The sequence below is a fragment of the Heyndrickxia coagulans 36D1 genome, from assembly GCF_000169195.2.
GTDB lineage: Bacteria > Bacillota > Bacilli > Bacillales > Bacillaceae_C > Weizmannia > Weizmannia faecalis.
Window position 1 is genome coordinate 700,180 of sequence record NC_016023.1, and the last position, 12,184, is coordinate 712,363.

Consider the following 12,184-nt stretch of genomic DNA (forward strand, 5'->3'; position numbering starts at 1 on the left):
TTATTTGTCCGGCTCCTTTAAAAGGTATCCAATCCCGCGCACATTTTGGATATCTTTATGATAGCCGAACGGTTCCAGCTTTTTCCGCAAATGGTGGATGTATACTTCCACAATCGCAATCGTCGTATCGCTTTCAAATCCCCAGACCCGGTCAAAAATCTGTTCACGCGTTAAAATATTGCCGCTGTTTTGGATCAGGTATTCGAGCAGTTCGTATTGTGTGATCGTCAGTTTCAACGGCTGGCCGTCGACTTTGATTTCTTTTTCTTTTCCGAATAACTCGATGCCGCGGTAACGGAGCGTATGGTCGATCGTCATATTGCCCGATCGTCTGAGCGATGCGCGGATCCTCGCTTTTAGTTCCGCAGCCTGGAACGGTTTGACAATATAATCATCGCCCCCGATTTCAAGCCCTGTGACCCGGTCCTCAAGCGAGTCTTTTGCCGTCACAAACAGGACCGGCGTTTCGACCCGGTCTTTCCGCAACGTTTTTAATATCGAAAAGCCGTCCATCTCCGGCAGCATGACATCAAGCAGGATAATGTCGAAAATATTTTGCTGGGCAAGATACAGCGCTTCTTCCCCGTCTCTTGCGGTTTCCACTTCGAATTCATCTTCGAGCATCCGCTTCATGGATTCCAAAAGGGATACGTTGTCTTCCACAATCAACAGCTTCATCAGTAAAACCTCCATTTTTCCATTATATCAAAAAGATTCTGCTCCTTCTTTCCATTCCGGCGGCTTGCTGCTATGGGAAAACACCCGGATGCGTTTGTCCGGGTGTTTTCCTATATTATTTGTTCTTCGGACTGCAAAAATTTTACGCAGTAAGTATCTTCCGGTTATTATTCGTACCGCAAAGCCTGAATCGGATTCAGTTTTGACGCTTTATTTGCCGGGAAAACGCCGAAGACGACACCGACAATGAGCGAAAAGCCGAACGAAAGGGCAGTAACCGAAAGCGACAGGGTAACGCTCGTGCTTGCAAAGAGCGCTTAAATTTTGATAGCGGCAAACCCGGCCCCTACGCCGATCAGGCCGCCTAATGCACTCAATACGACCGCTTCAATCAAAAACTGGACAAGAATATCTTTCCGTTTTGCCCCGATCGCTTTCCGGATCCCGATTTCCTTCGTCCGTTCCGATACAGAAACAAACATAATATTCATAATCCCGATCCCGCCAACCAATAGCGAGATGCTTGCGATGCTGCCGAGAAGGAGTGACATCGTACTCTGTACGTCGCTCATCGCATCCATGACATCCTGCGAATTGGAAACACTGTAATCGTCCGTATCATGGAAGACGGATAAAAGCGCGTAATTCAACTGGCGTTCGACAAAAGAAACCTGGTCTGCACTTTGCGCCTGAACGTAAACCGAACTGATGGCATTGGAACCGGTCAGTTGCTCGGCTGTTCTGAGCGGCACGAAAATTGTATCATCCCCGCTTGACCCCATCGAGCTGCCGGAAGATTGCAGGACGCCGACCACTTTATAGGAAGTCCCGTTCAGCTGGACCGTCTGCCCGACCGGGTTTTCCCCGGAAAACAAGGTTGATGCCGCACTTGATCCGAGCACAACGGTTTTTAAGCGCAGTTCATTGTCTATATCGGCAAGAAAGCGGCCGTTTGCAACTTTTATATTTTTGATTTTTTGATAAGATGCAGTGGTGCCAACAACGCTAATTGTGGACGATGTTGTTCCGTTTTTGGCAGTGATCCGTCCTGAAATGACCGGGGCAACCCGCTTCACACCGTTCACTTTTTGCAAACCATTGACATCATCGGCCGTAAAATCACTGCTGTCCGAGTCAAGAACGCTGACGCTTAATACGTTTGTGCCAAGGCTGTTAATCGAAGCATTCACGGATTGGGAGCTGGACTGCCCGATCGAGACGAGGGCAATCACCGAAGCCACCCCGATAATAATCCCAAGCATCGTCAAAAACGACCGCAGTTTGCTTGTTTGGATGTTTCGCCATGCCAGTTTAAAAGAAGGCAGAAGTTTCAACAGGATCCCCTCCGTTCTCATATAGCCGGCCGTCTTTAATCTGCACAATCCGCTTGGCCTGTCTTGCAACGCCAAGGTCATGGGTAATTAAAATAATGGTATGGCCTTCCCCGTTTAACTTTTTCATCACGTCCAAAATTTCTTTGCTTGTTTTGCTGTCGAGGGCACCGGTCGGTTCATCTGCAAGCAGAATCGGCGGATTGCAAACGAGAGAGCGTGCAATCGCAACACGCTGCTGCTGGCCGCCGGAAAGCTGTGTCGGAAGGTGCTGGGCACGGTCACCCAGGCCGACTTTTTCAAGGCATTCCTGCGCCAATTGCTTCTGCTCCTGCGGGGCTGCTCCTTGGTACAAAAGCGGCAACTCAACATTTTCAATCGCTGTCAGTTTCGACAGCAGGTTGAAGTTCTGAAAAATAAAGCCGATTTTTTGGTTGCGGATCGTTGCCAGCTCATAATCGTTCAGCTTTCCAACATCATTTCCTTCCAATATATATTCGCCGGATTCCGGTTTATCGAGGCAGCCGATCATGTTCATCAATGTAGATTTGCCGGAGCCGGACGGGCCGATAATCGCGATGAATTCCCCCTCCTCGACGTGGAGGGAAATCCGGTGCAGGGCAGTCACCGTTTCTCCGCCGACTTTATATGTTTTGACTAAATCTTTTATTTCGATAATGGTTTTTCCCATTATTGTGCGCCTCCATGCATGTTAGCCCCATTTCCGCCTGGCATGCCGCCGCCCATGAATCCGCCGCTTGCGCCCGGCATATTGCCTTTTTGCGTGCCACGTCCGGTAGAAGACGAGCTGCTGTTGGCAGTAGGCAGGACAACTTGCTGGCCTTCGCTCAAACCGCTTGTCACCTGGATGTCATCATCATTATAGGCACCGGTTTTGATCGTTGTCTTCGCCACACCGGAATCGGTTTTAACGTATACATACTTTGTGCTGCCATCGGTATGGACGGCATCAACCGGCACATACAGCGCGTTTTTTACGATTTTTGTTGTGATGGTTGCTTCCGTGGACATGCCCACTTTGATGTTTTTTGGATTGCCGATCGACAAGGTGACTTTAAAAGTCGATACGCCATTAGTGTTGGTTCCTTCTTCCGCAACATCCGTGACTTTGCCGTTAAATGTTTTGTCATCCAGGGCGTTCAGCGTAATGTTGGCATCTTGCCCTTCTTTCACTTTGTTAATATCCGTTTCATCGACAGAAATGGTCGTTTCCAATTGATTGTAATTTTTAATATGTGCCACAACCTGGCCGTTTCTTAACTGATCGCCGCTTGCAACGCTGAGCGATGTAATTTCGCCGGAAATCGGGGCCGTGATCGGATCGCTGCCGTCTTCAAAGGTGACAAGTTTGTCTCCTTTTTTCACGGTATCGCCGCTTGAAACGAGTACATCTTCCACTGTTGCCGCCTTGTCCGCTTCTACATCTTTGCTGCTTGCCGATTCAACCGTTCCGGAACCGGTCACTTTTACCGATAATGTTCCTTTCTCTACTGTGGCCGTCTGGACCGTCTTTGTGCTTGCGTCTGCACTGTTTGCCCTGCTCTTTACATAGAAAAGCGACCCTCCCCCGATGACCACAATAATCAAAATCACTACAATGATCCACTTCTTCATCTTTATGTTCTCCTTTCCTGTTTTCCAATTTTATAGAAACTATCTGTTCTTCTTTCTGACTTCATCATGATGGGGAAAACTTAAATTTTTCTTAATGTTTTCGTTGCAAAATGCGAGGATTGAAAAACAGGCCGCACCGTCAGCCCGATACTGCCGGTATATGATGGGAATCGACAAAAAGGATATTCAAGCGTAGCGAATCATGTTATAATATCCAATTATATGACGAAAAAGTGAGGGCCATCGATGAAGAAAAAAATCCTGATGTCTTTTTTAAGCTTAATTGGGATCCTGGTCATCGCCTGTGGCGGTTATGCCTATTATGTTTATCACTCGGCAAAAGCTGCGGCTAATAAAATGCATGAATCGCTGGCAGGCACTTCAAATGAAAGCATCTCAAGCCAGAACGGGCAGCCGATTTCCGTTTTGCTGCTTGGTGTGGATGAACGTGAAAATGACAGCGGCCGTTCCGATGCCATCATTGTGATGACCATTAATCCGAAAAAAGGCACGACACAGCTGGTCAGCATCCCGCGGGATACAAGGACGCTGATCGCCGGACGCGGCACATATGACAAAATCAATGCTGCGTATGCATATGGCGGAACCGATATGGCTTTAAAGACAGTTGAGAACTTTACCGGTATCCAAATGGATTATTATGTAAAAATCAACATGCAGGCCCTGAAAAAACTGGTTAACGCGGTTGGTGGCATTACCGTCAACAACACGATTGACTGGCATGACGAAGGGTACTATAAAAAAGGGTACCATTACAAAAAAGGGGAAATTCATTTGAACGGAGCCCAGGCGCTCGGTTATGTCAGAATGCGCCATCTTGATCCGGAAGGGGATTTCGGTCGCAATAAACGGCAGCGGAAAGTGATCGAGGCGCTGATTCAGAAAGCAACCAGTATTTCTTCGGTGACAAAATATAGCAGTATCCTTGATACGCTTGGCGACAATGTCAAAACAAATATGACGTTTAATGACATGCTGACGATAGAGAAAAACTACCGGAATGCCGCCAAAAAAATTACCCAGTATGAAGTAAAAGGCACGGACACCAACTTTGACGGGATCTATTATTTGTCGGTGTCAGACGTTGAAAAAGAAAAAGTCACGCAGATGCTGGAAGAAAATCTGTCTGGTGATTAAGGAATAGTGGAAACAACAACCCGCTTCAGCATGCAGAAGCGGGTTGTTTTGTCAACGGCTTTCAATAAACCGAATCACCTCTTCAAGCGGCGTTTCCGCCATTGACCCGAGGCGGTGGTCAATCTCGCCGAACTTGAGGTCTTTTGTTACCCGGTTTGGGACGACCACGCATGCCATACCGGCGCGTTTTGCCGCAAGCGACCCATTTGGCGAATCTTCGAAGACGAGGCATTGTTCCGGTTCCACGCCGAGACAGCCGGCCGCTTTCAAATACAAAGCAGGGTCCGGTTTGACTTTTTCCACGTCATCGGAAGATTTGATGCAGTCAAAATACGCAAGCAGGCCAAGCTGACGCAAATAGCGGTGCAGCCATTTCCTGTCGGAGCTTGAAGCCAGCCCGACTTTAAGCCCGAGCTGCCTGGCCGACTTTAAATAGTCTTCCACACCTTCACGAGCCGCGCCTGTTTCGAGCCGTTTTAAAAACATTTCTTCCAGCTTGTGATCCAGTTTTTCTGTATCAAGCGGCTTTTTGATCTGCTCTTTAAGATATTTAAACGGCTTAAAATCCGAATGCGTGCCAATCCCCTTTCCCCACAGCTCAAGCGGCATCTCGCAATCGTAGCCGCGAAAAATTTCACACAGCACATCGTAATGTTCCGATTCCGTATCCATAATCAGCCCGTCGAAATCGAAAATGACAGCTTTTATCATCCCTAAAACCCCTTTCTGTTTCCTTTAACATTATACGTTAAAAACACTCTTCCTCCCAGAATGGTTTTGAAATCTTTTCCAAAATATTAAATACCTTATTCCTTCACAAAGTTGTAAATTATTTCTGGATAATGCCAGTATTTGACAAACCTATGAAAAATATATGAACTTTTTATGAAATTTTTATGAAACATGGTACTATAAGGGTAAATGACAATACAATCTATATTTTTATATTGTAAAATAGGTTAGCACCATAATAAAGGTGAAAAAATAAAAGTACCACCTTTTTTTCATTTGCTTTTATTTGTACACTATTTTACCAAACCGGAAGGAGAGAAAAAATGTGTTGAGGAAACTACCTTGGAAATTGGTGCTGCTTTTGTCCCTCACATCGCTCTTTTTGCTCGGCGGATGTGACACCAAAATTGCAGTGCTCGACCCACAAGGTCCAATGGCGCGGGAACAATATCATTTGATTGTTTACTCATCCATCTTGATGGCCTTTGTATTCGTCGTTGTCCTTGGGTTGTATCTTTATATGGTGATCAAATACAGGGCGTCGCGTCTGCCGGCTGATTATAAACCGCCGCAAATCCACGGCCATAAAGTACTGGAAACGGTATGGACCGCCATCCCGGTGCTGTTGATTATTGCCATTGCCATTCCAACCGTTAAAGCAAACTATTCGGTGGAAGAAACACCAAAATCGATGAAAAACGAAAAGCCTTTAACAGTTTATGTCACGTCATCGGAATGGAAATGGATTTTCAGTTATCCGGAACAGGGAATTGAAACGGTTAACTATGTAAACATTCCGGCTGGGCGGCCAATCAATTTTGAATTGACCTCATCTGGTACGATGGCTTCTTTCTGGATTCCTGAACTTGGCGGACAGAAATACACGATGCCGAACATGACGATGAGACTGATTCTGGCTGCAGATCACCCTGGCGAATATACAGGAAGAAACGCAAACTTCAACGGGGAAGGCTTTGCAAAGATGGACTTCGATGTGTTGGCCCAAACGCCGAAAGATTTTAATGCGTGGGTGAAGGAAGTCAAAAGCAGAGCGCCTCAAATGAAAAAATCGGATTATGAAAAACTGATTAAAAAAGAAGGCCTCGTAGGAAGACAGACTTACACCGGGACCCATCTAAAATGGGATAAACCGGATGAACAAAAAAGCTATTATGAAGAATCGGAAAAAGGTGAGAAACAAAATCACCACCATCACCACGATATGTCCGGTATGGATATGAGCGGAAAATAATCATTGGAATAGGAGGAAAACAGTGTGAAACTTAGTGATTTTTTCGTCACCGGTGAACCGGCCATATATGCCGCCGAAGTTGGTATGGCACTTGGCGCGGCCGCTGTGATCTTTTCTCTAACCTATTTCAAGAAATGGAAATGGTTATGGAAAGAATGGCTGACAACCGTTGACCATAAAAAAATCGGGATTATGTACATTATCGTTGCGGTTTTAATGTTATTCCGCGGCGGTGTCGATGCTTTAATGATGAGAACACAGCTTGCACTGCCGAACCAGCATCTGCTTGATGCAAACCATTACGACGGGATCTTTACGACCCACGGGGTTGTCATGATCTTATTTATGGCGATGCCGTTTTTGTTCGGCCTGATTAACGTTGCTGTTCCGCTTCAAATCGGGGCACGCGATGTTGCCTTTCCGCTTTTGAACGCATTCAGCTTCTGGGCAATGGTTGCAGGGATGTGCCTCTTTAACATTTCATTTATTATCGGGGGTTCCCCTACTGCCGGCTGGACGAACTACTTCCCGCTTGCAGGCACGGAATTTACAAAAGGTGTCGGAAACAACTACTATGCATTGGGCCTGCAGCTTTCCGGGATCGGGACACTGGCCACAGCCGTGAACTTCATTGTCACGATTCTGAAAATGCGGGCGCCAGGCATGACATTAATGAAAATGCCGATGTTCGTATGGTCCACTTTGATCACTTTTATCATCGTGCTTTTTGCTTTCCCTGTTTTGACAGTGGCTTTGGCAGAAGTAACGTTTGACCGTACTTTCGGTGCACACTTCTTTACCATGGGTTCAGGCGGCAGCCCGATGTTGTGGGCAAACTTGTTCTGGATCTGGGGGCACCCGGAAGTATACATTGTATTGCTTCCGTCTCTCGGGATTTATGCGGATATTATTTCGACATTTTCAGGTAAACGATTGTTTGGATATGCCTCCATGGTCGTTGCAATGGCAGGTATTGCATTCTTAAGTTATTTCACCTGGGTTCACCACTTCTTCACAATGGGGAACACAGCAGTCGTGAACTCGTTCTTCTCGATCTCAACGATGATTATCGCGGTTCCGACGGGTGTCAAATTATTTAATGAAATTTTTACGATGCACAAAGGGAAAATCCGAACAACAACACCGATGCTTTGGTCACTTGCCTTTATCCCGACATTTTTGATCGGCGGGGTTACAGGTGTAATGCTTTCCATGGCAGCAGCAGACTATCAATATCACAATTCGTATTTCCTGATTGCCCACTTCCACTATACGTTGATTCCGGCAGTCGCCTATGCATGTTTCGCAGGGCTGTTCTACTGGTATCCAAAAATGTTCGGCTATATGTTGAATGAAAAACTGGGCAAAATTACGTTCTGGTTGTGGATGATCGGCTTTAACCTGTGCTTCATCCCACAATTCTTTGTCGGTCTCGACGGGATGGCACGCCGGATGTACACGTATGAAGCAGGGCTTGGCTGGACAGGTTGGAACTTCGCCTCTACAGTAGGTGCCTATTTCATGGGGATTGGATTCCTCGTCTTGGCTTGGAACATTGTTTACAGCATTAAACACGGCGTTCGCGACACGACCGGTGACCCTTGGGACGGCCGCACTTTGGATTGGGCAACCCCTACACCGGTTCCGGAATATAACTTTGCGAAACAGCCGGTTGTCTCTACTCTTGATGCATTCGCAGAATACAAAGAAAACGGGACACCGATTTACCGGGATGAAGAATACAAACCGATTCATATGCCGAATAACTCCGCGATGCCGTTTTTCTCCGCTGTATCGATGGGGCTTGCAGGTTTCGGCCTTGTCTGGTCCTGGTGGTGGCTCGCCATTCTCGGTGGTTTGATGATGCTCGGCTGCCTTGCATGGAGATCGTTTGACCCGGATAAAGGGCACTATATCAGTGTAGAAGAAATCATTCGCACGGAAAATACAAGAGCAGGAGGTGTAAAACGATGAGCGACGAACATTTGGATACTTCATTGCCGCTTGAATACCAGCGCAATCAGGACCGTTTAACCATTTTCGGTTTCTGGGTTTTCCTGGCAGCTGAAATCACTTTGTTTGCAACGCTGTTTGCGACGTATTTTACACTCCAGCACCAAACAGCTGGTGGACCTGTTCAGCAGGACATCTTTGAGCTCAAAGGTGTCCTGATTGAAACCTTTGTCCTTTTGACAAGTAGTTTTACATGCGGAATTGCCATCTTCAATATGCGTAACCGGAATAAAGGCGCGATGCTCGGCTGGTTTATCGTTACCCTTCTTCTCGGTTTAACTTTCGTCGGCTTTGAAATCAATGAATTTGTCACGTACATTCATGATGGAGCAACACTGCCGACAAGCGCATTCCTTTCCGCATTCTATGTATTGCTCGGAACGCACGGATGCCACGTTTCCCTCGGGATTTTATGGGGAATATCGATTATTATACAACTGATCCGCCGCGGTTTAACGCCGATGACGGCACGCAAATTTTTTGTTGTAAGTATTTACTGGCACTTCCTTGATGTCGTCTGGATCTTTATCTTCACTTTCGTTTATTTAGGAGGGTTGATGAAATAATGGAGCATCATTCAAAATATCCGATCGGCCATATCATCGGTTTTCTGCTTTCGATCGTGTTGACCCTTGTGGCACTGTATGTTGCTTTATATACCAACCTTTCTAAAACGGCGATCATCTGGACAATCGGATTTTTCGCTTTTCTCCAGGCAGGCGTGCAGTTATTTATGTTCATGCACGTCAAAGAAGGCGAAAGCGGCAAAATCAATGTTGGCAATATGATTTACAGTATTATTATCGCGATTGTCGTCGTTTACGGAACCATCTGGGTTATGCACTTTTAAACGAAAAAACCTGCATCCTTTTAGCGGATGCAGGTTTTTTTATGGCTTGTCCGGGCAGACGACGTTTGCAATACGCCAAATCGGCGATCCTTCTCGTTATGGGTTTACCTGAACGCATCAACCGGTATACAACCCGGACGCCGGATGGATGCCTAGGCGCTGGTTATGCCGCACTTATTGCGCTGTATAACCGCCATCCACGAGCAGGGCAATGCCGGTAACAAATTCATTTTCACAGAGGAACACGATGGCATGGGCGATTTCATCCGCACGTCCGAGCCGGCCGATCGGATGCCTTGCCACGAGGCCGTCATAAAAATCGCCGAGTGCTTCTTTATTCACCATGCCTGTTTCGACATACCCCGGGTTCACCGCATTCACGCGAATGCCTTTTGATGCATATTCAAGGGCCAGCGACTTTGTCATCAGGTTGACGGCGCCTTTACTTGCATTGTAGGCAAAAGCGCCCGGTTCGCCGACGTATCCTAAAATGGAGGATGTATTGACAATACAGCCCCCGCCTGTTTTCAACATTTCACGGATGGCATATTTCGAACCGAAAAATACACCGTTTTGATTGACGGAAATGACTTTTTGGTAGTCTTCAAAGCTCAGTTCATGGGTTTCGGCCATGACGCCGATGCCGGCATTGTTCACCATAATATCCACTTTGCCGTACCGGTTGACGGTTTCTGCGACAAGATCGGCGACGGACTGTTCATCAGATGCGTCGGCACGAATAAAGCAAACATCCGCCCCTTTTTCTTTGAGTTCTTTTTCAACCGCTTTGCCGCTTTCTTCGTTGTAATCGGAAATGACCACTTTCGCCCCTTTTTCCGTAAAAGCTTTTGCGGTTGCAATTCCGATCCCGGAAGCGCCGCCTGTAACAATTGCAATTTTATTTTCTAAGCTGGCCATTACAATTCCCTCCCATTGTGAGTATGTACACATTTTCACTATACCGCTAAAAAGTAAGCGCTGTCAATTTTTATATCTATTTTTTGCGAAAAACAGTTTGCCTGGCTGGAATCGTTCTTCAGCCGTTCACTTCCGGTTTTCCAGCGAAAATCCCGGTAAGCAAAAAGCGGCTGCCCGGCATGCAACAAGCATTCCGGGCAGCCGCCTCCTTATTCTGCCACTTTTTCTTTTCTTTCTTTGCTCCGTTTTTCGAGAATCATCTGTTTGAAGTTTTTCTGTTTTTCTTTCGGCCACGATTTGAATTCTTTCAGGAATTTTTCATAATTTGGCAGAACATCATCGATCGCGCCGTATTGCTTAATTTCCCCTGCTTCCAGCCACATCGCTTTCTCGCAAAATTTCTTTACCTGACCCATGGAGTGGCTGATGAAAAAGATCGTTTTGCCTGCATCCTTGAATTCATTCATCTTCTCAAAACATTTATCAGCAAATGTCTGGTCGCCGACTGATAACGCCTCGTCAATAACAAGAATATCAGGGTCAACGTTGACCGAGATGGCAAATCCGAGCCGTGACTTCATCCCGCTTGAATATTTTTTAACAGGCTGATCAATGAACTGCCCGATATCCGCAAATTCAATAATTTGCGGGGTTAGCTCCTTAATCTGCTTTTTGGTAAACCCAAGCATCAGACATTTCAGTTCAATATTTTCAAGGCCTGACAATTCATTGTTTAAGCCGGAGTTAATGGCAATTAGCGATGTTTCGCCGTTTAATTCAATCGTTCCGGTTGTGGGCGGAATAATGCCGGTAATCAGATTGGACAAGGTTGATTTGCCGGCGCCATTAACGCCGACCACACCGATGACATCCCCGTTGCTTGCCTCAAAAGAGATGTTCTGCAAGGCGTAGAAATCATCGCCATAACCGCCCGGCAAAATGATATCGAGAATTTTTTCCGAATTGCTCCGGTACATTTTATACTTTTTCGAAACGTTTTTAAATCTGACAGATATGCTCATAGATTAGAACTCCCTGTTGTATATTCAATACGATTATTATAAAGAAACAAATGCCGTTCGTTAAGCATTATCGGGATCTTTTTCTTCGCGTAAACCATAAAAACAGACAGACGCCAATCAAGATGCCGAAACTGTCAAAAGTGATGACATCTATAAAATGCCCTGTTCTGCCGCTGACAAAACTTTGATGCCATTCGTCGAAATTGGCATAGAAAAAACTTGCCAGAAAGCCGGCCGGGACTGCAAAACGGACAGGAACCAAAACCGTGCGCAAAGTTAGAAGGATCAGCAAAGTACAGACGGCATATTCCGCCACATGGCAGGATTTCCGGATCCAGAATTCAATAAAATCATACGGCAGCGTTGACGTGACAAGCGCACCCCCGTAATAAAATTCGATTTTCGGCAATGTGTTTGCATCGAGGTGTACCAGCTTTTCCAATTCCGGCCGCATGTCCTGTTCCTTATAGGGCTGATTGGAGAAAAGAAACATGGCAGCCATAAACAGGATACATATGCCCGCAAGCACCAACGCGCTTTGTTTTTTCTTCATGAGCAATGGCAAAGCCTCCTATTCGCTCTTTCCATTTTACAT

General features: G+C 46.2%; 12 protein-coding genes and 1 pseudogene. 5 read left to right on the forward strand and 8 right to left on the reverse strand.

Going from position 1 to position 12,184, the window contains the following annotated elements:
* From BCOA_RS20540 to BCOA_RS20555, 4 genes and pseudogenes are all read right to left on the reverse strand, one after another.
* Positions 1-678, reverse strand: coding sequence for a response regulator transcription factor (locus BCOA_RS20540; protein WP_014096025.1), 678 nt, complete (start codon positions 676-678; stop codon positions 1-3).
* A 317-nt stretch (positions 679-995) separates the two neighbouring features.
* The gene (locus BCOA_RS20545; protein WP_014096026.1) at positions 996-2,012 is read right to left on the reverse strand and encodes an ABC transporter permease; all 1,017 of its coding nucleotides are present in this window, start codon (positions 2,010-2,012) and stop codon (positions 996-998) included.
* Positions 1,990-2,595 (reverse strand): annotated as a pseudogene (locus BCOA_RS20550) (ABC transporter ATP-binding protein); the annotation flags it as partial. The pseudogene BCOA_RS20550 and the gene BCOA_RS20545, both read right to left, overlap by 23 nt.
* 104 nt (positions 2,596-2,699) lie before the next feature.
* Positions 2,700-3,644, reverse strand: coding sequence for an efflux RND transporter periplasmic adaptor subunit (locus tag BCOA_RS20555; protein WP_014096028.1), 945 nt, complete (start codon positions 3,642-3,644; stop codon positions 2,700-2,702).
* 246 nt (positions 3,645-3,890) lie between these two features.
* On the opposite strand from BCOA_RS20555, the gene BCOA_RS20560 reads away from it, so the two are divergent.
* Positions 3,891-4,802, forward strand: coding sequence for an LCP family glycopolymer transferase (locus tag BCOA_RS20560; protein WP_014096029.1), 912 nt, complete (start codon positions 3,891-3,893; stop codon positions 4,800-4,802).
* A gap of 51 nt (positions 4,803-4,853) precedes the next feature.
* Here BCOA_RS20560 and BCOA_RS20565 read toward each other — a convergent pair whose 3' ends face one another.
* Complete coding sequence (locus tag BCOA_RS20565; RefSeq protein WP_014096030.1) at positions 4,854-5,513, reverse strand: HAD family hydrolase; 660 nt, start codon at positions 5,511-5,513, stop codon at positions 4,854-4,856.
* A 346-nt stretch (positions 5,514-5,859) separates the two neighbouring features.
* Here BCOA_RS20565 and qoxA point away from each other — a divergent pair, with 346 nt between their 5' ends.
* From qoxA to qoxD, 4 genes are read left to right on the forward strand one after another with little or no spacing between them, the layout of a single operon-like run.
* The gene (qoxA, locus tag BCOA_RS20570) at positions 5,860-6,786 is read left to right on the forward strand and encodes a cytochrome aa3 quinol oxidase subunit II (protein WP_014096031.1); all 927 of its coding nucleotides are present in this window, start codon (positions 5,860-5,862) and stop codon (positions 6,784-6,786) included.
* A gap of 24 nt (positions 6,787-6,810) precedes the next feature.
* Positions 6,811-8,760 (forward strand): cytochrome aa3 quinol oxidase subunit I, encoded by a 1,950-nt coding sequence (gene qoxB / locus BCOA_RS20575; RefSeq protein WP_014096032.1) that lies wholly within the window; start codon positions 6,811-6,813, stop codon positions 8,758-8,760.
* Complete coding sequence (qoxC, locus tag BCOA_RS20580) at positions 8,757-9,365, forward strand: cytochrome aa3 quinol oxidase subunit III (RefSeq protein WP_014096033.1); 609 nt, start codon at positions 8,757-8,759, stop codon at positions 9,363-9,365. The genes qoxB and qoxC overlap by 4 nt, the downstream gene beginning before the upstream one ends.
* Positions 9,365-9,649, forward strand: a complete 285-nt coding sequence (gene qoxD, locus BCOA_RS20585) for a cytochrome aa3 quinol oxidase subunit IV (protein ID WP_014096034.1) — start codon at positions 9,365-9,367, stop codon at positions 9,647-9,649. The genes qoxC and qoxD overlap by 1 nt, the downstream gene beginning before the upstream one ends.
* Positions 9,650-9,823: 174 nt before the next feature.
* Here qoxD and BCOA_RS20590 read toward each other — a convergent pair whose 3' ends face one another.
* From BCOA_RS20590 to BCOA_RS20600, 3 genes are all read right to left on the reverse strand, one after another.
* Positions 9,824-10,567, reverse strand: a complete 744-nt coding sequence (locus BCOA_RS20590) for an SDR family NAD(P)-dependent oxidoreductase (protein ID WP_014096035.1) — start codon at positions 10,565-10,567, stop codon at positions 9,824-9,826.
* A gap of 209 nt (positions 10,568-10,776) precedes the next feature.
* Complete coding sequence (gene tagH, locus BCOA_RS20595) at positions 10,777-11,589, reverse strand: teichoic acids export ABC transporter ATP-binding subunit TagH (protein WP_014096036.1); 813 nt, start codon at positions 11,587-11,589, stop codon at positions 10,777-10,779.
* A gap of 67 nt (positions 11,590-11,656) precedes the next feature.
* Entirely contained in the window at positions 11,657-12,142 is a 486-nt protein-coding gene (locus BCOA_RS20600) for a VanZ family protein (protein ID WP_035200705.1), read from the reverse strand.
* Positions 12,143-12,184 lie beyond the last annotated feature (42 nt).